This window comes from Parvibaculum sp. (genome assembly GCF_035511255.1).
Taxonomy (GTDB): domain Bacteria; phylum Pseudomonadota; class Alphaproteobacteria; order Parvibaculales; family Parvibaculaceae; genus Parvibaculum.
The window spans coordinates 1-25425 of sequence record NZ_DATKFR010000204.1 but is presented as its reverse complement, the minus strand read 5'-3'; the positions used below and the strand labels follow the sequence as shown (position 1 = coordinate 25425).

General features: G+C 62.9%; 27 protein-coding genes, 1 tRNA gene and 1 riboswitch. Of the genes, 13 read left to right on the top strand and 15 right to left on the bottom strand.

Annotated elements, in window-relative coordinates:
* A partial coding sequence (locus VMR03_RS08170; RefSeq protein ID WP_325404066.1) for an SDR family NAD(P)-dependent oxidoreductase occupies positions 1-523 on the top strand: 523 nt, incomplete at its 5' end.
* A 14-nt stretch (positions 524-537) separates the two neighbouring features.
* Positions 538-1320 (top strand): creatininase, encoded by a 783-nt coding sequence (locus VMR03_RS08165; protein ID WP_325404064.1) that lies wholly within the window; start codon positions 538-540, stop codon positions 1318-1320.
* A 12-nt stretch (positions 1321-1332) separates the two neighbouring features.
* Here VMR03_RS08165 and argE read toward each other — a convergent pair whose 3' ends face one another.
* Entirely contained in the window at positions 1333-2499 is a 1167-nt protein-coding gene (argE, locus tag VMR03_RS08160) for an acetylornithine deacetylase (protein WP_325404063.1), read from the bottom strand.
* Positions 2500-2668: 169 nt separating this feature from the next.
* Positions 2669-4660: an SDR family oxidoreductase gene (locus VMR03_RS08155; protein WP_325404061.1), complete on the bottom strand. Its 1992-nt coding sequence runs from the start codon at positions 4658-4660 to the stop codon at positions 2669-2671.
* Positions 4661-4869: 209 nt separating this feature from the next.
* Between VMR03_RS08155 and VMR03_RS08150 the strand changes: the two genes are divergently transcribed.
* Positions 4870-5223 (top strand): DUF1428 domain-containing protein, encoded by a 354-nt coding sequence (locus VMR03_RS08150; RefSeq protein ID WP_325404059.1) that lies wholly within the window; start codon positions 4870-4872, stop codon positions 5221-5223.
* 12 nt (positions 5224-5235) lie between these two features.
* Here the strand turns inward: VMR03_RS08150 and apaG are convergent, their stop codons facing one another.
* The 3 genes from apaG to VMR03_RS08135 form a co-directional block, all read right to left on the bottom strand.
* On the bottom strand, positions 5236-5628 hold the full coding sequence (gene apaG, locus VMR03_RS08145) for a Co2+/Mg2+ efflux protein ApaG (protein ID WP_325404057.1): 393 nt from the start codon (positions 5626-5628) through the stop codon (positions 5236-5238).
* Positions 5629-5815: 187 nt separating this feature from the next.
* Positions 5816-6994, bottom strand: a complete 1179-nt coding sequence (locus tag VMR03_RS08140; protein ID WP_325404055.1) for an O-succinylhomoserine sulfhydrylase — start codon at positions 6992-6994, stop codon at positions 5816-5818.
* Positions 6995-7056: 62 nt separating this feature from the next.
* Positions 7057-7136, bottom strand: a riboswitch (SAM riboswitch).
* A 51-nt stretch (positions 7137-7187) separates the two neighbouring features.
* The gene (locus VMR03_RS08135; protein WP_325404053.1) at positions 7188-8498 is read right to left on the bottom strand and encodes an NtaA/DmoA family FMN-dependent monooxygenase; all 1311 of its coding nucleotides are present in this window, start codon (positions 8496-8498) and stop codon (positions 7188-7190) included.
* A gap of 94 nt (positions 8499-8592) precedes the next feature.
* On the opposite strand from VMR03_RS08135, the gene VMR03_RS08130 reads away from it, so the two are divergent.
* The gene (locus VMR03_RS08130) at positions 8593-9000 is read left to right on the top strand and encodes a helix-turn-helix domain-containing protein (RefSeq protein ID WP_325404051.1); all 408 of its coding nucleotides are present in this window, start codon (positions 8593-8595) and stop codon (positions 8998-9000) included.
* 8 nt (positions 9001-9008) lie between these two features.
* Here VMR03_RS08130 and VMR03_RS08125 read toward each other — a convergent pair whose 3' ends face one another.
* Complete coding sequence (locus VMR03_RS08125; RefSeq protein ID WP_325404049.1) at positions 9009-9809, bottom strand: pentapeptide repeat-containing protein; 801 nt, start codon at positions 9807-9809, stop codon at positions 9009-9011.
* Positions 9810-9978: 169 nt separating this feature from the next.
* Between VMR03_RS08125 and VMR03_RS08120 the strand changes: the two genes are divergently transcribed.
* The 3 genes from VMR03_RS08120 to VMR03_RS08110 are packed head-to-tail and all read left to right on the top strand — an operon-like array spanning position 9979 to position 12252.
* Complete coding sequence (locus VMR03_RS08120; protein WP_325404047.1) at positions 9979-11139, top strand: 2'-deoxycytidine 5'-triphosphate deaminase; 1161 nt, start codon at positions 9979-9981, stop codon at positions 11137-11139.
* Between the two features lie 4 nt (positions 11140-11143).
* Positions 11144-11530: a CidA/LrgA family protein gene (locus VMR03_RS08115; RefSeq protein WP_325404045.1), complete on the top strand. Its 387-nt coding sequence runs from the start codon at positions 11144-11146 to the stop codon at positions 11528-11530.
* The gene (locus tag VMR03_RS08110; RefSeq protein WP_325404043.1) at positions 11527-12252 is read left to right on the top strand and encodes an LrgB family protein; all 726 of its coding nucleotides are present in this window, start codon (positions 11527-11529) and stop codon (positions 12250-12252) included. The genes VMR03_RS08115 and VMR03_RS08110 overlap by 4 nt, the downstream gene beginning before the upstream one ends.
* Before the next feature lie 72 nt (positions 12253-12324).
* Here the strand turns inward: VMR03_RS08110 and VMR03_RS08105 are convergent, their stop codons facing one another.
* Together VMR03_RS08105 and VMR03_RS08100 are read right to left on the bottom strand one after the other, a co-directional pair.
* Positions 12325-12750 carry a hypothetical protein gene (locus VMR03_RS08105; RefSeq protein WP_325404041.1) on the bottom strand — a complete coding sequence of 142 codons (426 nt, stop codon included), beginning with the start codon at positions 12748-12750 and terminating at the stop codon, positions 12325-12327.
* Between the two features lie 148 nt (positions 12751-12898).
* Positions 12899-13855, bottom strand: coding sequence for a radical SAM protein (locus tag VMR03_RS08100; RefSeq protein ID WP_325404039.1), 957 nt, complete (start codon positions 13853-13855; stop codon positions 12899-12901).
* 89 nt (positions 13856-13944) lie between these two features.
* Between VMR03_RS08100 and VMR03_RS08095 the strand changes: the two genes are divergently transcribed.
* The 3 genes from VMR03_RS08095 to VMR03_RS08085 all read left to right on the top strand — a co-directional run bounded on the left by VMR03_RS08095 (position 13945) and on the right by VMR03_RS08085 (position 16725).
* Positions 13945-14964 carry a DUF2804 domain-containing protein gene (locus tag VMR03_RS08095; RefSeq protein WP_325404037.1) on the top strand — a complete coding sequence of 340 codons (1020 nt, stop codon included), beginning with the start codon at positions 13945-13947 and terminating at the stop codon, positions 14962-14964.
* A 45-nt stretch (positions 14965-15009) separates the two neighbouring features.
* A tRNA-Gly gene (locus VMR03_RS08090) sits at positions 15010-15083 on the top strand.
* A 115-nt stretch (positions 15084-15198) separates the two neighbouring features.
* Positions 15199-16725, top strand: coding sequence for a malonyl-CoA synthase (locus VMR03_RS08085; protein ID WP_325404035.1), 1527 nt, complete (start codon positions 15199-15201; stop codon positions 16723-16725).
* A gap of 3 nt (positions 16726-16728) precedes the next feature.
* On the opposite strand, the gene VMR03_RS08080 is transcribed toward VMR03_RS08085, so the two are convergent.
* From VMR03_RS08080 to VMR03_RS08070, 3 genes are all read right to left on the bottom strand, one after another.
* Positions 16729-17292 carry a response regulator gene (locus tag VMR03_RS08080; protein ID WP_325404033.1) on the bottom strand — a complete coding sequence of 188 codons (564 nt, stop codon included), beginning with the start codon at positions 17290-17292 and terminating at the stop codon, positions 16729-16731.
* A 79-nt stretch (positions 17293-17371) separates the two neighbouring features.
* Positions 17372-17914: a response regulator gene (locus tag VMR03_RS08075; protein ID WP_325404031.1), complete on the bottom strand. Its 543-nt coding sequence runs from the start codon at positions 17912-17914 to the stop codon at positions 17372-17374.
* A gap of 85 nt (positions 17915-17999) precedes the next feature.
* On the bottom strand, positions 18000-19961 hold the full coding sequence (locus VMR03_RS08070) for a glycosyltransferase family 2 protein (protein ID WP_325404029.1): 1962 nt from the start codon (positions 19959-19961) through the stop codon (positions 18000-18002).
* Between the two features lie 224 nt (positions 19962-20185).
* Between VMR03_RS08070 and VMR03_RS08065 the strand changes: the two genes are divergently transcribed.
* Entirely contained in the window at positions 20186-21121 is a 936-nt protein-coding gene (locus VMR03_RS08065; protein ID WP_325404027.1) for a transporter substrate-binding domain-containing protein, read from the top strand.
* On the opposite strand, the gene VMR03_RS08060 is transcribed toward VMR03_RS08065, so the two are convergent.
* Both VMR03_RS08060 and VMR03_RS08055 read right to left on the bottom strand, forming a co-directional pair.
* The gene (locus VMR03_RS08060) at positions 21118-21648 is read right to left on the bottom strand and encodes a histidine phosphatase family protein (protein WP_325404025.1); all 531 of its coding nucleotides are present in this window, start codon (positions 21646-21648) and stop codon (positions 21118-21120) included. The two genes, VMR03_RS08065 and VMR03_RS08060, sit on opposite strands and share 4 nt — an antisense overlap.
* Positions 21645-22496 carry a sterol desaturase family protein gene (locus tag VMR03_RS08055; RefSeq protein ID WP_325404023.1) on the bottom strand — a complete coding sequence of 284 codons (852 nt, stop codon included), beginning with the start codon at positions 22494-22496 and terminating at the stop codon, positions 21645-21647. The genes VMR03_RS08060 and VMR03_RS08055 overlap by 4 nt, the downstream gene beginning before the upstream one ends.
* Positions 22497-22695: 199 nt before the next feature.
* Between VMR03_RS08055 and VMR03_RS08050 the strand changes: the two genes are divergently transcribed.
* Positions 22696-23415, top strand: coding sequence for an XAC2610-related protein (locus VMR03_RS08050; protein WP_325404021.1), 720 nt, complete (start codon positions 22696-22698; stop codon positions 23413-23415).
* A 4-nt stretch (positions 23416-23419) separates the two neighbouring features.
* Here the strand turns inward: VMR03_RS08050 and VMR03_RS08045 are convergent, their stop codons facing one another.
* Positions 23420-23830 carry a tellurite resistance TerB family protein gene (locus VMR03_RS08045; RefSeq protein WP_325404019.1) on the bottom strand — a complete coding sequence of 137 codons (411 nt, stop codon included), beginning with the start codon at positions 23828-23830 and terminating at the stop codon, positions 23420-23422.
* 193 nt (positions 23831-24023) lie between these two features.
* Between VMR03_RS08045 and VMR03_RS08040 the strand changes: the two genes are divergently transcribed.
* Complete coding sequence (locus VMR03_RS08040) at positions 24024-24575, top strand: AAA family ATPase (RefSeq protein ID WP_325404017.1); 552 nt, start codon at positions 24024-24026, stop codon at positions 24573-24575.
* On the opposite strand, the gene VMR03_RS08035 is transcribed toward VMR03_RS08040, so the two are convergent.
* On the bottom strand, positions 24564-25425 hold an 862-nt coding region (locus VMR03_RS08035; protein ID WP_325404015.1), incomplete at its 5' end, for a helicase C-terminal domain-containing protein. The two genes, VMR03_RS08040 and VMR03_RS08035, sit on opposite strands and share 12 nt — an antisense overlap.

Genomic DNA, 25425 nt, shown 5'->3' with positions numbered 1-25425 from the left:
GGAGCGGCTGGTGAGAAAAGCCGGCCGACTCGACGTACTTGTCAACAATGCCGGCATTTCGCAGGTGAAGCCCTTTCTCGAAACCACGGAAGAAGACTGGGATGCGATGATCGACACCGATCTCAAATCCGTCTTCCTATGTTGCCGCGCCGCGATCCCGCATTTGCGTGTGCAAGGCGGGGCGATCGTCAATGTCGCATCGGAGCTTGCCCTGAGCGGGCGCGCGCTGTTCGCTCCCTATACGGCGGCCAAGGGCGGCGTCATCAGCCTGACGCGTTCCCTGGCGCGCGAATTTGCGCCTTCGATCAGGGTCAATGCCGTGGCGCCCGGTCCGACACGCACGCCCTTGCTCGAGAAAGAGGCGCAAGCCCCCGGCCACAAGGAGGACGTGCATGAGATTCCTCTGGGTCGCTACGCCGAACCTTCCGAGATTGCCGAAAGCATTCTTTTTCTCGCGTCGCCGCGGGCGAGCTTTTACTGCGGCGACGTCATAAGTCCCAATGGCGGCGCCGTGATGCGCTGAAAGTGAGCATTCGAATGTTCGAAGCGGCCTATGCCCATCGGCGGATCGACCTGATGCCGTGGACGGTCTATCGGGATCGCCTGGCCGAGGCGCCCATCATCCTCCTGCCGGTCGGGGCGCTCGAGCAGCATGGTCCGCATCTCCCCATGGGATGCGACGCGATATTGGCGGAAGCCATGTCGGCGCGGGTGGCCGATGCGCTTGACGGGTTGCTGCTGCCGGCGCTGCGTTACGGCTACAAGTCGCAGGCGCGCAGCGGCGGCGGACAGCTTTTTCCCGGCACGACGAGCCTCGACGGGGCAACGCTGACGGCGATGCTACGCGATATTCTGCGTGAAGTGGCGCGGCACGGCGCGCGCCGCGTCGTCGTCGTCAATGGCCATGTGGAGAACCAGTGGTTCCTGACGGAGGGCATCGATCTCGCCTTGCGGGACCTCGTGCCCTCGCAGGGGCAGATGAAAATCCTGCGCTGCGAGTACTGGAACTACACGCCTCAGGACGTTCTGGAGAGTATGTTCGACGGTGCCTTTCCGGGCGTCGATCTGGAGCATGCGGCGCTTCTCGAAACCTCCATGATGCTAGCATTGCAGCCGCAATTCGTGGATCGCGATGCGATTCCCGAGGACGCCCTGGGAAACTTTCCCGGACATGACGTCTATCCGCAGGACGGGCGCGGCGTACCGCCGTCCGGCGTGTTGGCGCCGGCACGCGCCGCTTCGGCCGAAAAGGGCGAGATACTGATCGAGAGTACCGTGAAGGAAATGGTCGCCGCCTTACGCCGCGAATTCGCCATGTGAGGCGCGGCACACCTAGCCGCCGACATGCTCCGCGAGCCGCGCCATGAAGCGGTCGCATTCGGCGATCTGGGAAAGCTCGATGAACTCATCGGGCTTATGCGCCTGGTCGATCGAACCCGGGCCGCAAACGACGGTCGGAATATCCGCAAGCTGAAAGAGCCCCGCTTCCGTGTTGTAGGAGACGGCCTCGGTCTCGTTGCATTGCGCGAGCTTCATCACGAGCGTTTCGCCAGGCGAGCCGTCTTCCGGCGCGAGGCCGGGAGAACGCGCGCGGACCAGCGTTTCGATATTGGCGTGCAGCGAGACCGCCCGCATGCGCGGCAACACATCGCCCGCGACGTAATCGTTGAAGCGCGTGATGATTTCTTCGGGATCGAGATCGGGCAGCGGCCGGCATTCCCATGAGAAGGAGCAATGACCGGGAATGATGTTGACGGCGCTGCCGCCCTTGATGAGGCCGACGCTGATCGTCGTGAAGGGCGGGCGGAAGCGGCCCGTCGCGTCGCCGCGCTCGCGCATCTCGCCTGCGAGCCGCATCAGGAAGGCGATGAGTTCGGCGGCGTGTTCGATCGCGCTGACGCCCTGATGCGTCTGGCTCGAATGAAACTCGAGGCCGGTTACCTTCGTCACATAGGACTGGATGCCCTTATGCGCGTTGACGACCTTCATGCTCGAAGGTTCGCCGACGATGACGATCTGGGGGCGTGGAAGCGTGCGGATGACGCTGTCGATCATCGGGCGGACGCCGAGACAGCCGACCTCCTCGTCATAGGAGAGCGCGAAATGGATAGGGATGTCGGGCCCGCGTTCCAGAAAATCCGGCACATGGGCGAGAGCGGACGCGATGAAGCTCTTCATGTCGCTGGTGCCGCGCCCGAAAAGCTTGCCGTCGCGCTCGACAATGGCAAAGGGGTCGCTCGTCCACTCCTGATCGTCGACCGGCACGACATCGGTATGTCCCGACAGCACGATGCCTCCCACGCGGTCGGCGGGACCGAGCGTTGCGAAGAGGTTGGCCTTGGTGTCGTCCTCGTTGGCGATGAGGCGGCAGGAAACGCCGTGATCCGACAGATAGCTCTCGACGAAGGCGATGAGTTCGAGATTGGAGTTGCGGCTCGTCGTGTCGAAACTGACGAGCTTCGCGATCATCTCGCGCGTGGTGTAGCGTTTTGCGGGCATCGGGCGGGTTCCTTGTGGGGACACCACCATAGCCAAATTTTCGTCATTTCATAAGCGCGGACCAAATAACGATGTCGTCCCGGGATTTATTCCCGGGCCCTCGGCATGTTTCGATGTCGAGCGAAGGTGGATTCCCGGGGACGAGCCCCGGGACGACACGTTCATGAGATTACCAATGGAGCCCCCGCGTCAGCGCTGCGAGCGCGACGGCTTCGTTGGAGGGCTGGTTCTCGCCGGCAATCGCCTTCTCGCCCTTCGCCGCAGCCGAATCCGGGAAGAGGCGGAAGGTCGTGTTGAAGAGGATGTTGGTGATATTGGGTGCGAGCGCCCAAAGCGTTTCGCCGAAAGTGCCGAGACGGGTCGCGATCCTTTTCGGCCGTTCGATGATGCCTTCGCAGATCATGTCGGCGGCGGCGTCGGGCGAGAGCGTCGGGACGTTGTCGTACATCTTGGTCGGCGCGATCATCGGCGTCTTCACCAGCGGCATGTAGATGTTGGTGAAGACGATGTTGTTGTGGTGAAACTCAGGCTGGGCGCAGCGCGCGAAGGCGCCGAGCGCGGCCTTCGACGCCACATAGGCTGAGAAGCGCGGCTGGTTCACCTGCACCCCGATCGAGAGGATATTGATGATCTGGCCGCGGTTCCTTTCGACCATCGAGGGGAGGAACCCCATGATGAGCCGAAGCGCGCCGAAATAGTTGAGTTGCATCGTGCGTTCGAAATCGTGGAAGCGGTCATAGGAGAGATGCACCGAGCGGCGGATCGAGCGGCCGGCATTGTTGACGAGGATGTCGATGCCGCCGTGATCCTTGACGATCCGGCCGACAAGCTCGTCGCAGGAGGCCATGTCGGCGACGTCGGCGCTGTAGACATGCGCTTCGCCGCCGGCCGCCTCGATTTCCTTCTTCGTCGCCGCGAGCTTTTCCGGGTCGCGCGCGACGATGATGACGCGGCCTCCGGCGCCCGCGACCTTCAGCGCCGTCGCGTGACCGATGCCCGAGGAAGCGCCGGTGATGAGCACCGTCTTGCCCTTGACCGCGCCCGAAAGCGAATGGTCGCGGAAGAGATCCGGATCGAGATGACGCTCCCAGTAGTCCCAGACGAAGCCTGCATAGCTCTCGAAGGGCGGGCAGGAGATGCCCGAGCCCTTTAGTGCTTTCTCGGCGTCGCGATTGTCGAAGCGCGTCGGGTAGTTGAAGAATTTGAGCGTCGCGCGCGGGATGCCGAAATCGCCGAGCACGCTTTCGACGATCGACTTCACGGGCGGCAGGCGCATAAGGCTGTCGCGCAGGCCCTTCGGAATGAACGCGAACATGCGCGCGTCGATGCGCACCGTGAATTGCGGCGCGCCGGCGGCCCGGGCAAGAATGTTGAGCACCTGTCCGACGCGCAGATGTTCGGGATTGGTCAGATGGAAGGTGTGGCCGTCGAGTTTCGGCTTGTGCGCGATGTGATCGAGGGCCTGGACGACGAAATCGACCGGCACGATGTTGATGAAACCGCCTTCGATGCCGACGAGCGGCATCCAGGAGGGAACGAGCTTGCGGAGCTTCTTCAACATGCGGAAGAAGACATAAGGCCCGTCGATCTTGTCGATCTCGCCGGTCTTCGAATGGCCGACCACGATGCCGGGACGATAGATGCGCCACGGCACCGTCGCTTCCTCGCGCACCACCGCTTCGGAGGCATGCTTCGTCGCGAAATAGGGGTGCCGGCCGTTCTCCCACTGGTCGAACATGTCTTCGCGCCACCAGCCGGGGAAAAGCCCCGCCGCGGCGATCGAGCTCACATGGTGGAAGCAACCGGCCTTGATCGCCTCCGCGAGTTCGAGCGCGTGGCGCGTCCCCTCGACATTGGCGGACATCTGCGCTGCTTCGTCCTCATTGGTGATGTCGTAAATCGCGGCGAGGTGGAAGATATGGCCGATCTTGCCCTTGAGCCTGGCGATCTCGGCGGGCGAAACGCCCATGCGCTTTTTCTCGATGTCGCCGGAAAGCGCGACGACCCGTTCGGCGTCCTTGCCCCAGCGCTCCCTCAGCTGCCTGAATTTTTCCTTCGAGCCAGGGCGCACCAGCACATAGATCGTGCCCTTGCGCTTGATGAGCTCGTCGATGAGATTCCGGCCGAGAAAGCCGGTGCCGCCCGTCACCAGGTAGTTCATGCGATCCTCCCCTCGCGGGAACGCGCATGAAGGCGCCCCCGCCTCTTTCCTCACGGAGCGCATGGAGCGTCAAACGGCCATGCCTCCGCCTCCCGTCCCGATGCTACGCGAGTTCGGGGAAAGAGCGCCAGAAGGGCGCGCGAGGCTTGACAGCGCGCGCGACCTTCAGAAAGATAACCAAGTGGTTAAGTGTTAGAGAGGAGGCCTTCATGACCTATGTAGACGGGTTCGTTCTGCCCCTGCCGAAAAAGCACGTGGATGCCTACAGACGCATAGCGCGCAAGGCCGGCAAAATCTGGAAGGAACACGGCGCGCTCGACTACAAGGAATGCGTCGGCGAGGACCTCGCCATCAAGGGCGTTTTGACCTTTCCAAAGGGCATCAAGGTCAAGGCGGGAGAGACGGTTGTTTTCGCCTGGATCACCTACAGGTCGCGCGCGCATCGCGACAAGGTCAATGCCAGGGTGATGGCGGACCCGCGCATGGCGAAGCCGCCAAGCTTCTGCCCCTTCGATCCGAAGCGCATGATGTATGGCGGCTTTAGGACACTGGTCGATCTCTGAGGATCGGCTCCGTCAGTTCGGCAGGGCGGCGATGTGGGGGCAGTCGAGCGAGAAGGCGGGGATTTCGACGCTGAAGCTCTCGCCCTTGTCGGTTTCCATCTGATAGGTGCCGAACATGATGCCGAAGGGCGTCGAAAGGGGTGTGCCGCTCGTATACTCGAAGCTCTCGCCGGGCTTCAGCACCGGCTGCTCGCCGACGACGCCAGGCCCGCGCACCTCGTGCACGTGGCCCGAGGAGTCCGTGATCTTCCAGTAACGTGAACGCAACTGCACGGTGCGGTCGCCGCAGTTTTCGATGACGATGTGATAAGCCCAGACGAAATAATCCTGCTCGGGTTCCGACTGGTCCTCGAGATAGGTCGGTTCGACCTGGATGCGGATGGAATGTGTCTGAGCGCTGTACATCTTGCAGTCCTTGCGGGGAGGGCAGCATCCCCGTGAGTTCCGTGAGCCCTTCTGGGTATCCCGGGTACGCAAAAACAACCGCGACAACCGAGGCTCGCCATGTGGCCCCCCCTCGTTCGGTCACATTAGCCGGAATCCGCTAACTCTCTGTTAACACCGTGTGTCCAGCCCTGACGTTACAAAAAGGTCAGGCGCGGCCGAGTGCTGCCTCGATATCCTCGATCAGATCCTGGCCATCCTCGAGGCCGACGGAGAGCCGCAGCATGCCGTCATTGATGCCGAGCGCAGCGCGCTGTTCGGGCGTAAGCCGCTGATGGGTTGTCGTCGCAGGGTGGGTGATGAGGCTCTTCGCATCGCCGAGATTGTTCGAAATCTTGACGACCCTGAGCGCGTTGGCGAAACGGAAGGCCGCTTCCTTGCCGCCCTTGACCTCAAAGGCGACGATATTGCCGCCCATTTCCATTTGCTTCATCGCAAGTTCGTGCTGGGGGTGGCTCGGAAGGCCCGGATAGAACACCCGCGCGATCTTCCCATGGCCTTCGAGGAAGCGCGCCACCGCCTCCCCGTTGCGCGCGTGTTCGCGGATGCGCAGATCAAGCGTCTCGAGGCTCTTCAGCATGATCCAGGCATTGAAGGGGCTGATGGAAGGTCCCGTCTGGCGGAGATAATTGGCGAGGTTTTCGTCGATCCATTGCTTGGTTGAGAGCACGACGCCGCCGAGACAGCGGCCCTGGCCGTCGATGTGCTTGGTCGCCGAATAGACGACGATGTCGGCGCCGAGCTGAAGCGGCTTCTGCAGGACGGGCGTCGCGAAGACATTGTCGACGATGAGCTTTGCACCGACCGAATGCGCGATCTCGGCAACCGCGCGGATGTCGATCACCTCAAGCGTCGGGTTCGAGGGCGATTCGAGGAAAACGACCTTGGTGTTGGGGCGGATCGCGGCTTTCCAGGCGGCGAGATCGCGGCCGTCGACCAGCGTCGAAGTAATGCCATAGCGCGGCGCGAGGTCTTCCACGATGAAGCGGCAGGAGCCGAAAAGCGCTTGCGAGGCAAGGATATGATCGCCGGCCTTGAGCTGGCAGAGGATCGCCGCCGTCACCGCCGCCATGCCGCTCGCGGTTGCGCGCGCGTCCTCCGCGCCTTCGAGCAGCGCCATGCGTTCCTCGAACATGCGGACGGTGGGGTTCGAGAAGCGGCTGTAGACGAAGCCCGGCTCCTCGTTCTTGAAGCGGCGTTCGGCCGCTTCCATCGTCTCGTAGACATAGCCCGAGGTCAGGAACATCGCCTCGCTCGTCTCGCCGAACTGGCTGCGAACGGTGCCGCCGTGAACGAGCGAGGTGCGGGTCCGGTATGTCTTGGTCATGATGCGCCTGCCTTGGGTGCAAGTTCGGGAATGCAAAAAACCCCGACCGGCAAGGGATCGGGGTTTCGCGAAACCCGACCTCTTTAGCGGTTTGTTTAACGTGGCCGCAAGCCGGTCGGCTCAAATCACCACGAACTGGCCGGGACTTTAGGAGCGCCCGGCTTGTCCGTCAAGGCGAGGTTCGGAAGGCCTGTCAGAAGGCCCGGAGGTTCTCGCGCAGCGTCTTGTGGGTGTATTCCGTGCGCACAAGGCCCCGGCGCTGGAGCGCCGGCACAAGGCCTTCCGTGACCTCGTTGATCACCCGCCGGCTGATCGCCTGGGTGGGCGTCGTAATCAGGAAACCGTCGCCGCCGACGGTCGCCATGGCGTCGCCCATCTTGTCGGCTACCCGGTCCGGCGTGCCGATCAACTCGATCGAAGCGATGGCGCCCGAGGAATTCTGCACGAGTTCACGCAAGGTCTTGCCGCTGCCCCATTGCTGGAAGGCATCGAGGGAGCCCTGCTCGCCATTGGTGACGAGGCGCTCGGGCAAAGGCTTGTCGAGTTCATATTTCGAGAAGTCGATGTCGGTAATCGCCGACATCAACGCAAGCGAATATTCGATGAACTGCGAACCGGATCGCATGCGGGCATGCTTGTCGCGCGCGTCCTGCTCGGTTGCGCCGAGAACGGGCGCCACCAGAAAGAGAACCTTGATGTCGTCAGGATTGCGGCCATGACCTTCGGCTCTGGCGCGCACATCGTCGCGGAAGGCTTTCATCTCTTCGAGGCTGCTGTTGAGCGCGATGATGGAGTCCGCATGTTTCGCGGCGAAGTCGCGACCCTTGGGCGAGCCGCCGGCCTGCACCAGCGTCGGCCTCCCCTGCGGCGAGCGCACCGTATTGAGCGGCCCGCGCGACTTGAAATACTTGCCCTCGAAATTAACCGGATGAACCTTCGTGAAATCGGCATAGGTGCCGGTTTCGCGATCCATCACGACGGCATCGGGCTCCCATGAATCGAAGAGGCGATAGACGAGATCCATATATTCATGCGCCATTTCATAGCGCAGCTCGCGCGGCGGAAGCTTGTCCATGCCGAAATTCTGCGCCGCCGCGTTCTCGGCGCTGGTCACGATGTTCCAGCCGAAACGCCCGCCCGCGATGTGGTCGATGGTCGAGCAGAGGCGCGCCAGCAAGAACGGCGGATAGGCCATGGTGGACATGGTTGCGACGATGCCGAGATGGCTCGTCGCGGCGCCGATGACGGCGGCGAGCGGCGCCGGATCGTGCTTCGGCACCATGCCGAGCGCGTGCTTCAGATAAACTTCCGTCGTGCCGCCATAAGCCTCCGACACGGAGAGCTTGTCCTCGAACATCAGATAATCGAAGCAGGCGCGCTCCAGCGCCTGAGCGATTTCGACATAGAATTTTCCGTCCCAGGGCGAACCGCCATTGGCGAAGGGCGTATTCCATTCATCGGCGGTGAAATTGGTGAACCAGCCAAGATGAAAACGTTTTGCCATCGCTCGAAACTCCTGCTGACGGGGAACCATCTGGATCGGAGACGCAGTATCGGGCTATGGTAACCGACAGACAATTACGCACCTTTCGGTAACCATGAAATCTTCCGCCGCCAAAAAAATCACGCCGCCAAGCGTTTTCGATCCGACCTGTCCGGCGCGTCACGCGCTCGAACTCATCGCCAACAAATGGGCGCTTCTCATCCTGACCGCGCTTGAGGCGGGGGCGATGCGGAACGGCGACCTCATGCGCAAGATCGGCGGTGTCTCGCAGAAGATGCTGACGCAGACCCTGAAGGAACTGGAGCGGAATGGGCTCGTCATCCGCAAGGACATGAACACCATGCCGCCCCATGTCGAATACAGCCTGAGCCCGCTCGGTGCGTCGCTCGGCAATGCGCTGATCGTGCTCGATCGCTGGGCGGAGGATCACTGCATGGAACTCGACGCCGCGCGCGAGCGTGCCGACGTGAGGCGGGCGCGCACCGCGAGACGTGTTCGCTAGTCCGGCCCTTAATCCGGAAAGACCCGGACGCCGAGGCCTTTCAGCAATGTCGCCTGCTGGCTGTTGCTGACCTTCAATCCCTGAAAGCTTGCAAGCCGCGTCACGTCGAAATCCTGAAGCTCGGCGCGGCGGAGATCGGCGCCATCGAAACGGGCTTCGGCGATATCCGCGCCCGAGAGGTCGCCGTCCGAGATATCCGCATCGGTGAAGTCGCAGCGCCGCAGATCGGCAAGCCGCAAGCTGCTTCCTATCAGCGAGCAGCTTTCGAAGGAAACACCGTAGAAATTGGCCGAGTCGAAGATCGACTGGTGCAGAAAGGCGCGGGTGCTGGTCTGGCGCGTGCCGATCGTCCGGCTGAACGTCGCCTTTTCAAAATCGGCGCCCAATGCCTTCGATGCCTTGATCGTGACGCCATGAAGGTTGGCGCCCGAAAACGTGCAGGCGGAGAGATTGCAGCGCTCGAAGATCGCGTCGCGCAGGTCGGCATGCGCGAAATCGCTACCCTTGGAGCTTGCGCGGTCGAAGAAGGCGCAGGCCGAAAACCGCGCGGTCGCGAGTTTCGTCCGCATGAAAGAGCAGCGGATGAAAGGGCAGTCCTCGAAGGCGGCGCCTTCGAGACCGGCCACCTTGAAGCGGACCTCCTCGAACCGGCAATGTCTGAAGCTGATATCGGTCTCGGGACAATCGCTCCAGTCGATGCCGGAAAGGTCGGCCCCTTCGATGACATCGCCCGCTTCGGCGGCATCCTGAAACTCGGCTTGAGAAAGGGGGCGGAAGGAAGGGCCAGCATCCGGTTCGGCAGAAGGCATCGGGTTTTTCTCGCGCGGGCGGACAATGTTCGACCAGACTAGCATCATGAGACCATGGTACAAACAGTGAACATGCTGTCGGCGGGGCGGGCATCTCTCGGCACTTCCCGCCCGCGATGCCTGGACCTATAAGGGGCTGACGAACTCGCAGCCCGGAAGCGCAAGGCAGATGACGAAAGCGGCGGACGATCTTTTTCCCGACCATGACGGGGCGGAGCTGCGCCGCGCGGGGCCGGGGCAGGTGCATGCCACGGGCATCCTGCCGGCGCATGGCATCCAGACGCTGATCCGCGAGCAGGAAATCTGGGCGAGCCGCGAAATTGAGCGCGAACAGATCCAGCCGGCGAGCCTCGACCTCCGCCTCGGCAATCAGGCCTATCGCCTGCGGGCGAGCTTCCTGCCCGGCCCGGACAAGGGCGTCATGGCGCGCGTCGAGGAACTGGCGCTGCACAAGATCGACCTGACGGACGGAGCGGTGCTCGAAACCGGCTGTGTCTATCTCGTGCCGCTGGTCGAGGCGCTGGCGCTGTCGGAGCGCACGTCGGCCGCCGCCAACCCGAAAAGCTCGACCGGCCGGCTCGACGTCTTCACGCGCGTCATTACGGATTTCGGTACAGAGTTCGACCAGGTGGCGCCGGGCTACAAGGGCCACCTCTATCTCGAGATTTCGCCGCGCACCTTTCCGATCCTGGTGCGGCCCGGCTCGCGCCTCGCGCAGATCAGATTTCGGCGCGGCTCGCCGACGCATTCCGACGCCGAGCTGAAGCGCTTGCATGAAGAGGTCGGGCTGGTCGACGGTGCGGCGGATATCGACGGCGGTCTCGGCCTTACCGTCAATCTGCAGCCGGACAAGGAGACGGGCCTTGTCGGCTACCGCGCCAAGCGGCATGCGGGCCTCATCGACATCGATCGCCGTGACGGATATGACGTCCTCGATTTCTGGGATCCACTTCACATTCGCGCCGGAAGCGGACTTATTCTGGACCCGGACGAATTCTACATTCTCGCCTCGCGCGAGGCCGTGCATGTGCCGGCGAGCCATGCCGCCGAGATGGTGCCCTATAACCCGCTGGTCGGCGAATTCCGCGTACATTATGCGGGCTTCTTCGACCCCGGGTTCGGGGCGAAGGAAGCGGGCGGCCTCGGGAGCCGCGCTGTTCTGGAGGTCAGGAGCCACGACGTGCCCTTTATTCTGGAACACGGACAGATCATCGGTCGTCTCGTCTATGAGCGCCTGACGGATCGCCCGACCGTTCTCTACGGACAGGAACTGGGCTCCAACTATCAGCGCCAGGGCCTGAAGCTCTCCAAGCATTTCAAGCCGCTCTGACGCGATGACGGCGCGCGGCTTCCTTCTTTATGCGCTGTCGTTTCTGCTGCTCGTCGCCTGCAACCTGGCGGGCGGGTTCATCGCGGCGGCGCTGCATCTGCCGGTGCCGGGAACGGTGCTCGGCATTCTGATCCTGCTTGTCGGTCTCGCGGCTTATGGCCGTGTGCCGCAGCCGATCCGGCGCATGGCCGAATTCCTGCTCTACCACCTGAACCTCTTCTACATTCCGGCGGGTGTCGGCGTGATGGCCTATGCGGCGCTGGTGCGCCAGGATTTGCTGCCGATCGTCGCCGCGCTCATCGGCGGGACCTGCCTCGCGCTGGTCGCGGGCGCGCTCGCCTTTCACTGGACGGCGAAGCTGACGGGCAACGCACCGGATGACCGGCCATGAGCGACATCGGATGGAAGCTCGTGGATTGGTCCGTGGCGGGTGAGGGAACGCTCTGGCTCGCGCTCACCCTCCTCGCCTATCTAGGCGCGCGCTGGCTGCAGGGCAAGGCAAAGGGCAATCCGCTCGCCAATCCGGTTCTGATCGCGGCGGCGCCACTTATCGCGCTTCTGGTCTTCACGCATACGAGCTATGCGGAATATAGCCATGGCGGCTGGGTGCTGCTCTGGCTGCTGGGACCCGCGACCGTCGGCCTCGCCGTGCCGCTCTATCTGAATTTCGTCGAAGTGAAGAGTGCTCTCGTGCCGATGATCGTCGCGCTCGTCGTCGGTTCGGTGACGGCGGTCCTGTCGGCCGTGCTGATCGGCTATGCGCTGGGCGCCGATATCGAGACGATCCGCTCGCTGGCGCCGAAATCGGTGACGACGCCGATTGCCATGGGGATAGCAAAGGAGATTGGGGGCATTCCGGCGCTCACCGCCGCCTTCGTCATCATCACAGGCGGCGTCGGCGCGATCTGCGGCAGCGCACTCTTCAATCTCGCCGGCGTCACCGATCGCCGGGCGCGCGGTTTTGCCATGGGCGTCGCGGCGCATGGCATGGGGACGGCCCGGGCCTTTCAGGTGAGCCTGCAGGCCGGCACGTTTTCAGGCGTCGCCATGGCGCTCAACGGCATCGCCACGGCGCTGCTCCTGCCGCTGCTGTGGCTTCTTTTCGCGGGCTGATTGAAGGAAGCCGCACGGCCAGCTCCGGGGGAGTCTGGGGGAGAAAGCTGGCCGTGCGCTCCGTGCGAAAACTCAGAGGTGATCCGGGTTTCCGTCGAAAATCTTGAAGTTGACGTCGCCGGCCTTGGAGTCGATGCGGCGCAGCGTACCATCCTTGTCGACCTGATAGTCGAAGCAGCCGCTCGGGCGGTCCGAGCCGAGGTTGATGCAGAACTTTCCGTCACGCACTTCCCACGCGCCGCCATAGCGCTTCCAGCTACCGGCCTGAGCGCAGGGACGCTCCGCGCCGCGGATCTTTCCGTCCGCGTCGTAATATTCGCGGAAGTCCTGACGGCCGGCGCCGGCAGTCGCTTCGCACTTGAAATACTGGCCTTCGATCGTCTTGCCGACGATCAGCTTGGCGACATCCTCGCCCTTCATAAAGACGTCGGCAAAAGCCGCACCGGCGAACAGACCCGCAACCGCAACACCCGCAACCAACAGCGATTTCATTTTCATGTTTCTCTCCTCGCTTAAGATGGGCAGGGAAGCAGGAATGCTTCAGGCCCTTCCGATAGGGAGAGATTGACTCCGGCGGGAGCGAGCTTCATTGATCAGGGTCAATGGGCCGCAGGTGAGACGTCCTGCCGCACCGGCCGGATTTACGTCAGGCCACAGAGCAGCTTCCGCCGCCGAGCACGCAGAATTTGGCGCAATGCCTGTGGTTGAGCTTCACCGGGGCGAAACTCGCCGCGAGCGTGCCGCCGAGATCGAATTGCGGCTCGTCGGGCAGCAGCGTGCAGGCGACGACGCGCGGCGCCTCGGCCCCCTTGCGCTTCACGACCATGCGGCTCGTCGCGCACATGACATTGGCTGGATCGACGTGAAGGATATCCCAGCAGGCCGTGGTGATTTCGGGCACTTCCGCCCGTTCGTCCATTTCGGGAAAGAGGACGAGATGCGCCGGATTCTGCGCGTCGAGTGAAATGCCTTCGCATTCAAGGAGGGCCGCAAAGCCCGCGCGCTCGGCCGCCTCGGTCTCGCCCGACCGCGTCCGCCCGGCGAGGGCGAGCGCGAAACCTTCGCGCGCGAGGAAGCGCAGGCCCTCCATTGTCTTCGCAAAGCTGCCTGTCCCGCGCTCGCGGTCATGCTCCTCCTTCGTGTAGTGATCGAGGCTGACGCGCAGCTTCAGCCGCCCGCCGAAGCGGGCCTTCAGGCCAAGCAGGTCTTCGCGACAGCGCGGACGCAGCATCGGCTGCATCGCGTTGGTAAGGATCAGCACCTCATGACCGCGAGAAAGTGCGTCCGCCGCCATCTCGAAAATCTCGGGATTCATGAAGGGTTCGCCGCCGGTGAAACCGATCTCCCGTGTGCCGAGGCGCTCGCGCGCGATCTCGTCGAGCAGGACGGCCACTTCAGCGGCGGTGATATAAGCGAGGCGGTCTTCCGTGGGGCTCGAATGGATATAGCAATTCGCGCATTCGATGTTGCAGAGCGTGCCCGTATTGATCCAGAGCGTCTCGAGCCCGCGAAACGCCACGGAGGCGCGGCGCTCTCCCTTCGCCGTGATGTCGGGATGGGAAAACTTCGTCATCGGCCAGGCGTCGGGCATCAATTCGCTCATGACGGGAGGCTAACATTGGCGTCCGCCTTCGCCATTCACAAATTCGCGAGGGTGGCTAGACTGCGGCCCGACAGGAAATTGGGGGCGACATGCAGCATGAACTGACGGCGGGAGAGCTTTTGGACGGGAAGGGCCGCCTGCGCGAGGCAGGCTGGGCGAGGAGCGAGGTGAAGCGCTACGCCCGCGGCGCGATCGGCGCCTCCTGGCTCCGCATCAAGGAGTGGGATTACTACTGCGTCCTGACCGAGGATTACGGCCTTGCGCTTACGGTCGCCGACAATGGTTATATGGGGCTGCTGTCGGCCTCCTGGCTCGATTTCCGGTCCCCGGACACGGTCACCGAAAGCATCATGATCCCCTTCCCTAAGGGCCGCATGGCCCTGCCGGAAAGCGCCGATGCGGGCGATATCGTGCAGCGCCATCCGAAAATGTCGCTCGCCTTCCGTCATGAAGCGGGCGGGCGCCGGCTCGCCGTCGACTGTCCGGGCTTCGGCGGCGGTCGAGGCCTCAAGGGCGAGCTTCGGCTCACCCAGCCGCCGATGGACCGCATGGTGATTGCGACGCCGTTTCCGCGCGCGCCGCGGGCCTTTTACTACAATCAGAAGATCAACTGCATGCCGGCCGAGGGCGAGATAAGGATGGGCGGCGAAACTTTCCGCTTTGCACCGTCGGCGGCCTTCGGCGTGCTCGACTGGGGCCGCGGCGTCTGGACCTATGACAATACCTGGTACTGGGGGTCGGCGTCCGGGCTGGTCGGGGGGAAGCCCTTCGGCTTCAATATCGGCTACGGCTTCGGCGACACTTCGGCGGCGTCGGAGAACATGGTCTTTTTCGAAGGCCGCGCCCACAAGCTCGCAGATGTGACCTTCCACATCCCGCAAGACACCTATGACGGCGCCCCCTGGCGGTTCACGAGCAGCGACGGCCGCTTCGAGATGGATTTCACGCCCATCATCGACCGCAGCGCCCATTTCGATCTGAAGCTCCTCGTCTCGGTGCAACACCAGGTCTTCGGCCACTTCACCGGTTTCGTCGTTCTGGATGATGGCCGCAAGCTCGAGGTGAACCGCTTTCTCGGCTTCGCCGAAGAGGTCCGGAACCGCTGGTAGGCCTCTTGCGCGGGCCTCGGGCCTCGGGCTAAACAGGACAGGATCGCGGGTGTAGCTCAATGGTAGAGCAGAAGCTTCCCAAGCTTACGACGAGGGTTCGATTCCCTTCACCCGCTCCATCCCACCGACAGTTGGAATTCGGCCGCCAGCCTTGACGGACAGGCTGTCGCGTGCGTTGCCTCTCTTTCGCCTTGATAGGTTATAAAGGCGGAAAACGACCGAGGAACTTCGCGGATGCCCTTTTCCCTCTATACGCTGATCGAAGCGTCCTTCCCCGCCGATCGCCGCCGCATCGCGATCGAAGTGCCGGACCGGTCGCGTGGACGCACGAGCTGGACCTATGGCGAACTCGCGAGCGCAGCCGCGCGGGCGTCGACGCTGCTCGGCAATCTCGGCCTCGAAAAGGGCGACCGCGTTGCCGTGCAGGTGGAGAAATCTCCCGAAGCGCTTATCCTCTATCTTGGCTGTCTACGCGGCGGCTTCGTCTTCCTGCCGATGAACACGGCTTATCGCCCCGATGAGGTCGATTATCTCGTCGGCAACGCGGAGCCGGCGGCCATCGTCTGCGACCCTACGCGCGACGCGGAAATGCGGGACATCGCCGCGCGTCATGGGACGCGACATGTCCTGACGCTCGATCCCGAGGGTAATGGAAGTTTTGCAGAAGAGGCGGCCAAGGTACTTGAAGCCCGTCCGGTCGCGGCTTGTGTCTCGAACGATCTCGCCGCGATTCTCTACACCTCCGGAACGACGGGCAAGCCGAAAGGCGCGATGCTGAGTCATGGAAACCTGGCGGCGAACGGCATTGCGCTTCGCGACAGCTGGCGTTTCACGGATGAAGACATTCTCCTGCATGCCTTGCCGATCTTCCACGCACACGGCCTCTTCGTCGCCTGCCATTGTGCGCTGCTCTCGGGCGCACGCATGATCTGGCTCGGCAGGTTCGATCGTGCGGAGGTCCTACGGCAGTTGCCGCGCGCGACCGTCTTCATGGGTGTGCCGACTTTCTATGTGCGCCTTCTCGACGGTGGCGATTTCGATGCCGGCGTCGTTTCCCATATGCGCCTCTTCACCAGCGGTTCGGCGCCGCTGCTCGCTGAAACCTTCGAGGAATTCAAGGCGCGGACGGGCAAGGCGATCCTCGAACGCTACGGCATGACCGAGACCGGCATGAATACCTCGAACCCCTATGATGGTGAGCGCCGGGCCGGCACAGTCGGCTTTCCGTTGCCCGATGTCGAACTGCGCGTCACGGGCGACGATGGCCGCGAATTGCCGCAAGGCGACGTCGGAGGCCTCGAAGTGCGAGGCCCGAACGTCTTCGGCGGATATTGGCGCATGCCGGAGAAAACGGCCGAGGAGTTCGCCGAGGGTGGCTGGTTTAGGACGGGAGACGTCGCGAAGATCGATGCGGACGGCTATGTGCATCTCGTCGGTCGGGCGAAGGACCTTATCATTTCGGGCGGCTTCAACGTCTATCCCAAGGAGATCGAAACGCTGATCGATGAGATGCCGGAGGTCGACGAGTCGGCGATCGTCGGCGTGCCGCATAGGGATTTCGGCGAGGCGGGTGTTGCGGTCGTGGTTTTGCGCAGGGGCCAGACGCTCGACGAGGCGACACTTATCGGCCGGTTGAAGAGCGTGATCGCCAACTACAAGGTGCCGAAGCACGCCTTCTTCGTCGAAACGCTGCCGCGCAACACGATGGGCAAGGTCCAGAAGAACCTGCTGAGGGAGACCTACGCGGACGCCTGCCGCTGACGCCTAGCCGCGACGGTCGGCTTCCGTGCCGTCGCGCTGACGCCGGTCGGGCCCGCGATCCCGTTCGCGACGGTCGGTCGCTGCGCCGTCATCGCGCCGGCGCCGTCGATCGGGTCCGACATAGGCGGCCGCCTCCACGAATTCTCGCGGCTTGAAGAGCGAGTTTTCAAGCCGGGTCTTGAGCTGGACCGGGGTAAACGGCTTGATGAGAATTTCGTTTGCACCGGCATCGCGTGCGGCGACGATACGCTCGCGTTCCGCGATCGCTGTGATGAAGATGACTGGAACCGCGTTGGGCAGCTTGTCGCTGCCGCGGCGCAGTGTCGTCAGGAATTTTACGCCGTCGAGCGGTGCATGGTCGTCGATCACGACGAGATCAATCGGCTCCGCCATCAACAGGGATACGACTTCCCGTGCATTGCGCCCGTGGCGGACGTTCTGGATGCCGAGATCGCCGAGGACGGAGCGAAAAATGCCGAGCATCGGCAAATTGTCGACGATGACGAGCGTGTTCAGAATCCGGATGTGCTCTTTGCCGAGCTTCGGAAGCGTCGCGGTTTCGTCCACGGGGCTAGGCGCCATCGGTCTGCACCACGCTGGAATGAGAAGTTCCGGGCAGTATGGATGGTCAGAGGTTATCGAAGGGTTACGGGGTCGCCGGCAGGGCGCGTGCCGTCCGGCGTTTCTCCTCCGCAGTTTCCTTGATGCGGCGGCGCCGGTCGGGACCGACGAAATCCTCCGAACGAACCAGGGGACGCGGCTTTCTGATGACCGTCGCTATGCGGGCCATCAGCTGCGTCGCCGAAAAGGGCTTCGACAGGACTTCGGTAACGCCGCTGTCGCGCGCGGCGACAATGATCGCCTTGCTCGGATGCTCGGTCGTGAAGATGATCGGCAATTCGTTCGGGAGTTCCGCAACAGCCGTCCTGATGGTGCGGACGACCGTGAGTCCGTCGAGCGGCGGCTCCAGGTCGTCGACAATGGCAAGATGTACCCGGTGATTGGCGAGAATGAAGAGCGCGTCTTCGCCATCCCGCGCCGTATAGATGGTGGCGACGCCGAAGGATTTGAGGATCCCGCAGACGAGGCCGGAAAAGTGTGGCGAATCCTCTAGAACGAGGACCGACAGATTGGTGTAGAGCGTGGCATCCGGCTTGGAGCCGACCCCGACAGGGATACGCTTGGACATGACGAGTGGGGCCGCTGTTCTTGTACTTCGGCGACAATGCCCCTTAAGCGTTAGCTTTCGGTTATGGCCCCGGTGCGGCAAGTTGTCAGCGCGGTGCTCGGTCACCGCTGAGTAAAATACGCAAAAGCTGCGCTCTCGTCAGGCGGCTGATGCCGTGAACGGTCTTTTCCCAATGGAAGGGTCGTACGATGAACTGAAAAAGCGCCTTGTAGGCGCCGGCCGAGATGAGGAGCCAATAGGCAGGCATCATCAGAGCTTCGATGACGAGCGGCTTCAGTCCGCGCGTTGCGGCGGCGGCCATTCCGGCAAGCATCGTGACGCCGAAGCCCGAGATGAGCACGGTGATATTGAAGACGACGACCGGCAGATTGGCCGCGAGATCGCCGAGCCTCTGTGCCGAGACGAGCGAAACGATCGTGGCCAGATAGAAAAGCGGGTGGACGAGACTCGCCAGCGAGAACCCACCGATGACGATCTGAAATCCGATGAATCCGCGTAGGCCCAGCGCGCGGTAGAGGTCGACGGGATGGCGCATGCGGACGAAATAGGTCTGAAGCCACCCCTTGATCCAACGCGAGCGCTGCCTGAGCCAGTTGTCGACCTCGCAATTAGCCTCCTCTTGCGTGGTCGACCGGATGATGCCGGTTCTCAACCCGAGAAGGGCGAACCTCATGCCGAGGTCGGCGTCTTCGGTGACGTTGAAGGGATCCCAGGCGCCTGCCTGTCGCAGCAGCGCGGTTCTGAAATGCGTCGACGTGCCGCCGAGCGGGACCGGCATGCCGAGCCTGGCAAGCGTCGGAAGCAGGAGATCGAAGAAAGAAGAATACTCGATCGCAAATTGTCGCGTCAGCCAGTTCTCCGACCAGTTGTAGTAATTAAGCTGCGCCTGCACGCATGCGAGCTTCGTGTCGCCGCCACGGAAAGCGGCGACCGCGCGCCGGAGCTGATCTGGATCTGGAATGTCTTCCGCATCGTAGACGACGACAAATTCGCCTCGTGCAAAGGGAAGCGCATAATTGCAAGCCTTCGGCTTCGTCAGGGGAAGGCTGTACGGCACGCGGATGAGATCGAAATTGCCCGGCAGGTGAAGGCGCCGTGCGGCCTCATAGGTTTCGGCGTCGGTTTCCTCGAAGACGAGCTTGATGTCGAGGCGCGACGCAGGATAATCGAACTTTCGTAGGGCATCGACGAGGATAGGCAGCACGGCCGCCTCCCGGAACAGCGGTACGATGATCGTGTAGTCGGGCAGGTCTGCGTCATCGGTCGCGGCGTTCCGCTCAAAGGCGAGTTCCTCGGCCGTGGGGCTGGCCACAAGCCCGACAAAAATCGAGACAAATCTGAGCCCGGCAACGGCAAGAAAGCAGAGGCCGAAGGCAATGTTGAGAAGGAAGGCCGTCGACGCGGGCGCCAGCCAGAAGGCGATGACGGTCAGGAGGGTGAGAAAACCCAGAGCACGCCCCTGCCCCGAAGTGATGCGCCGGCTCGCGGAGTTTTCCGGCGCTTTGGTCGCAAGCTCGAACCGGGCCCGTTCGTTCAACGTTTCGTAGAAGCGCTCGCGCAGCGCGTGGTCGATGTCCTGAGCCGAGGCGACATGAATGAGGCAAGCACGCCCCTCGCGAGTTTCGATCGCGGACCGCGCCCGCTCCGGGTCGGCAGCGACGTAGACAGGTTCGCGCCTGATCCAGCGCCACGGCATGCAGCGTCCCGCGATATAGAAGTCGAGTGAGGTAGCATCGGCGAGAGTCGGATCGGCCGGCTCGATCGCAAGGTCGACGAAGCGCAATCCTTTCTGCGCGGCGAGCAGTTTTGCGACTTCGTTTTGTCGGGCGCCTGCAACGCTGACCAGAAGCTCGCCGAGCCGCGAGCCACAGCGCGTCTGGAGGGCGAGAAGCCCTTGCATGGCCTCCCGTCCGACGAGCCCGCTCTCGACCGCAAGTTCGCCCAGTAGCGGTCTGCGCCAGCCGGATGGCGTAACCGCTTCGGCAAGGCCTGTTGAAAAATGAAGAACGGTCCCGGTCGCTTCCGGCGCGAAAACCCTGTCGTCCATTTTGCCCCCGTCGCTTGAAACGCAGACGCAACGGAAGCCACAGGCGATTAACTATGATTTTCGACGGTAGTGCGGCGCGTCCTTCTTAGGAATAGACCGAAGCATCTAGATGGTGGGCATGAGCTTTGCTGAAGAAAGTCCGGGCACGCCGGAGCGTCCCCGATTGGCACCCGGCGCAGGGAGGCCTGTCCCGCTCCGGCACGACTCATCGGCTGCGGGGTTTCATGCGGGCATTGCTGTACATCAATCTGATCGCGGTCGTCGTTCTGGCGGGCGCGCTTGGCCGCGTCTATGAGGGGACGCCCTTGCCCTGGGTTATGCCGGCATCCACGCCCATTGTTTCTGCCGAGAGCCCGCCGCGAGCCGCCTCATCGTCGGCTGCGGCACCGGCCACTCCGTCTTCCGTGGCCCCGGCAGGTTCTCCGCATTCGCAGCCGACGCCGGCGTCCATGCTGCGCATTCTGACCGAAGGTGATTATCCGCCTTTCAATTATCGCGGGGCCGACGGCCTTTTAACGGGCTTCGATATCGAACTCGCCCGCGCCTTATGCCAGCGCATGAAGCGCGACTGCCGCTTCGAGGTTCACCGCTGGACCGATCTGTTGCCTCTGCTGGCGCGGGGGCAGGGCGATGCGGTCATGGCCTCCATGCTTGTGCCTTCGCCGGGACGCGAGGCCGCGGCTGCGGGCAAGGGCATTGTCTTCATGCGCTATTATTCGACACCGGGGCATTTCGTGGCCCGCAAGGGCGATGCGCCCATCGCGGCCAGTGCAACCGCTCTGGCCGGCAAGCGCGTCGCAGTGCAGTCGGGTTCGATTCACGAAGCCTTCCTGAAGGGGCATTTCCCAAGCGTCGTGATCGTCGGCGCACCGTCTCTGGAAGAGGCCGAGAAGTCGCTCATGGATCGCCGGGCCGAAATCCTCTTCGCCGACCGCAATGCGTTGCTGCGATGGGTCAAGACGCGACCGGGAGCGTCATGCTGCCGTCTGGTCGGTACGGATTATACCGATCCAGCCTTTTTCGGATCAGGCGCCGGTATTGCGCTGCGCGCCTCGGATCCGGATCTCCGAAGCGAATTTGAGAATGCGCTTCAAGGTCTGATCGACGATGGCACCTATGCCTCGATCAGCCTGCGCTATTTCGGCCAGAATATCCGCTAGCTCTTTTCCGCAGCCATCAGGTCGCGGGGCTTGCCGAAGAAGACAGTGCGCCCGGCGCCGTCCGCGATCTCGCTCCAATCGTCGACATCGAACTCGAAGACGATGAAGCCGCCGGTCGGCACGCCGTGCGCGACCCGTAGGGCGATATCCTCGTCCGGGTCGTGGGCGAGCGCCATCGCGAGCAGAACGAGACCGGGATTATGCGCAATGACCAGGAGCGTCTTGGCGTCCGGCGGCGCGCGATGGATTTCATTGAGCAGGACGTCAGGCATCGCGTGATAGAGCTCGTCGCGAAATATGACCGGCGTTTTCGCGGGGAGACGCTCGCGCAGCGGCACAAAGGTCTCCATCGCGCGCCGCGCCGTCGAGCAGAGCACTGCATCGGGCCGATAGGGTGAGGTTGAAATGAAGTTCGCCATGAATTCGGCCGATTTGACGCCGCGCGCATTGAGCGAGCGCTGGAAGTCGTCCTTCGCTGGATCGCTCCAGTCCGATTTCGCGTGGCGCAGCAGACAGAGACGTTTCATGGGGCCTTTTCCTGTCGAATGGTCGGAGCCCCTCGGGTCGGGCGCGCATTATTGAGAAACGGCAACGCAAGGCTCCAGACGAGCTTCAGTGGCTCCGTCCCGCCATACTCATCGAGACCGATCCGCATCTCTCTAAAGCCGTCGCGCGGCCGATCGAGATAAGTGCGGAAGAGCCGGTCCCAGACCGACAGGTTGAAGCCGAAATTAGCATCGTGCTCGTCCCTGCGTACCGAATGGTGAATGCGGTGCATGTCCGGCGTCACAATGATGCGGCGCAAAAGGCGTTCGGCGCGAACCGGGAGTGATGCATTCGTGTGGTTGAACATGGCCATGGCGTTGAGCACGATCTCGAACAGAAGGACGGCCAGCGGTGGTGCGCCGAGCGCGGCCACCGTCGCCATCTTCAACGCCATGCTGACGAAAATCTCGACGGGATGGAAGCGGACACCCGTCGTCACGTCGATTTCAGGATCGGCGTGATGAACGCGGTGGAGGCGCCAGAGCAGCGGAACATGGTGGAAGAAAGAATGCTGGGTATAGATAAGGAGATCGAGCGCAAGCAGGGAAAGCGGCAACGACAAAGCCAGAGACACATCGAAGTGATTGAAGAGCCCGAAACCCGCGGCCTCGCACCAGGCGGCAACCCCCATCGCCGCGACCGGCAGAAACAGCCGGACGAGGAGTGTGCCAAGGGCGCTGAGCCCCAGATTGGTCCACCAGCGCGCGAGACGTGAATGTTGCGACCTGCGCCAGGGTGCGACGATTTCCCACGTGCCGAGCGCACCGAGCATCCCGCCGAACACGGCGAGCCTGACGGCGGCCTCGTGGCCGAGAAGAAAATCTTGCATAAGGGCCTCGATGGCCGGAGTCCGAACGTCATGAGCGGAAAATGCGGCGAGGGGCGACTATAGAGCGCCTTCATGCTCCAAAAAAAGATTTCTATATGAATGCGGATGGTTGCATTGGAGCCACTACGCCTTCCCGCCGGCCTCGGCTACAATTCGCGCGCCGGCCCGCAGGATGGACGCGCGGGCGGCGGGGGCTGAGATGCCGATGGAAAGGCAATATCCGGGCCGCGTAGTGACGCTCGTGGTTCTCATGTGGCTGACAGGCATGTCTGGACAGGCGCTTGCCGAACCGGCCGGGGACGAGACTTTCGAAGGGTCGTTCAGTTGCGTCGAGCCGACGGGCAAGGGCGATATCAGCCCCATTCTTTGTCAGACCTCGATCAACCCCGGCCTGCCTGTCCTCGACCTGTCTCTCGTCTGGCATGCCGATCCGAAAAGCGGAGAGCGTGTGCTCGACAGCATCGAGATTCGCCGCAGCGGTGAGGCCGAGCCCTTTCAGGTGTTGACTGGCATAGCCTCGCATCTGCCTGCCGATACCGGAAAGGCGGGTGTCGAAATGCTCGATCTGAACTTCGACGGCTTTCTCGATATGCGGATCCGGAAGTCCGCCGACGGCACGGAGGTTTCCTATCAAAATTGGCTTTGGTCGAAGGAAAGCGGCGCCTTCGTCGCCAATCCCGGTCTCGATGCGATCGCCGCCCCGAAATTCGATGCCGACGATCAGGAGATCGTCAGCCGTTGGCGCAAGACGCCGGCGGAGCAGGGCGTCGACATTTATTCCTATGAGGGCGCAACGCCGATTCTCGTGCATCGCGAGACCGACAGAACCGGTGCGGACGGCGTCTGCCGGCGCAGCTTCTACGACCGCATCGATGACGAGCTGAAGGAAACGGGAACCGGCGCTTGCGCGGACGAGTGACCTCTCAGACGGTCGCGTAGCGGGCGCGGGCGCCGCGTTCGATGGCGGCGGCGATCAGCTTCTCGATGCCAAGCGCGTCGCGCAGGATCTGGAGAAGACGCAACTCCTCCTGACCGACGGCGAGATCGGCGGATGCGACTTCGACGGCGAGCGCATAGGCCGTTTCGCGAAGCTGTGCCGGCAAGGCATCCTTGACCAGGCCGAACACGGCATCGAGACCGCCATCTTCCTGCAGGATCGAGGCGCATTCCTTCGCGATCGGAATGAGCCGGCCCGTATCGAAATTCCGGAAGGCGGGAAGGTGCTTCACGATCTCGCCGATCGTCCGAAGTTCATTGTCGCTCATGGCACTGTCCACGGCACTCATGGTGACCATGACATAGACAAGGGCGGTTTCGGGGGCGATCGTCGACATGCATAAAGTCCTTGCTTGAAACGCGCGTGAGCTTAAGGATTGGGGGCGGTGGCGGCAAGCGCACCTTCGGCCAGAATCCGGCCCCTGCCGCACTTTAATCTCCCCATAACCGAAATCCCCTCATAACCGAAAGCGTGAACGTCGTCGCAAGATGACGGCTGTGCACGGCTTTCTTTTTAAAGGAAGCGCCATCATGCCTCGTGCTGGAGCAGAGCTCGTTATCGTGACCGGCGGTCCGGGTGCCGGGAAAACCACACTTCTGAACGCATTGGCCAAAGCCGGCTTTCCGACCGCCGAAGAGACCGGCCGGGCGATCATCAAGGATCAGATCGCCATTTCCGGTCGGGCCCTGCCCTGGGTCGATCCGATGCTTTATGCGGAAACGATGTTGTCGTGGGAGATCGGCTCCTATCGCAAGTGTGTCGGCCGGAAGGAGCTTTGCTTCTTCGATCGCGGCATTCCGGATGTGATCGGCTACCTCCGTCTGCTCGGACTGCCCGTGCCGGTGCATATGCGGAACGCGGCGGCGATGTTTCGATATCATCGCCGCGTCTTCATCGCGCCGCCGTGGCCTGAAATCTTCACGCAGGACGAGGAGCGCAAGCAGACCGTCGAGGAGGCCGTGCGGACCTATGAGGCGCTCGCCGCGACCTATGCCGAATTGGATTATGATTTGATCGAAATTCCGCGATGCACGGTCGGGGCGCGGCGGAACTTCATCCTCGATCGGGTGTCAGGAGGATGAACCGAGAAATTCCCGGGCGCCCGCCACGGCTTCGGCGAGGCCCAGGCGCTCGACGGCGACATCCGGCGGAAAGGCGGAGGTCAGCCGCGTCGGCAGGCGCGAGTCGAGCATGATGAAGACGCCCTTGTCGCGCGCCGAGCGGATCAGCCGGCCGAAGGCCTGCTTCAGCCTGAGCCGCGTCAACATGTCGTCATAGCGCGGACCGCCGAAGCGTTCGCGCCTGGCCTTGTGCAGAATGTCGGGGCGCGGCCAAGGCACCCGGTCGAAGACGATCATGCGCAGCGAATCTCCCGGCACATCGACGCCGTCGCGCACCGCATCGGTGCCGAGCAGGCAGGCATGCCGCTCCGCCCGGAAGATGTCGACCAGCGTGCCGGTGTCGAGCGCGTCGACATGTTGCGAATAGAGCGAAAGCCCGGCTTCCTCAAGTGGGCCCATCAGCCGTTCATGAACGGCGCGCAGGCGATGGATCGCCGTGAAAAGCCCGAGGGCGCCGCCGCCCGCCGCGAGAAAGAGTTCGCGATAGGCGGACGCGATCTGATTGAGATCGTTGCGGCTCACGTCGCGCACGATGAAAATGCGAGCCTGCGTGGCATAATCGAAAGGCGAGGCCATGCTGGCGCGCCTCACAGGGAGCGCCAGATGGGTGACGCCCGTGCGCACCTCGGCCGAGGCCCAGCCTTCATCCGCATCCGGATCGTCGATCAAACGGTCGCGCAGCGTCGCCGAGGTGATGACGACGCCATGCGCGGGTTCGAGCACCGCCTCAGCGAAAGGGATCGTAGGGTCGCGCCAGTGCCGGTGCATGCCGACATCGGCTTCGCGTCCACCGATGCGATCGATCGAAAAC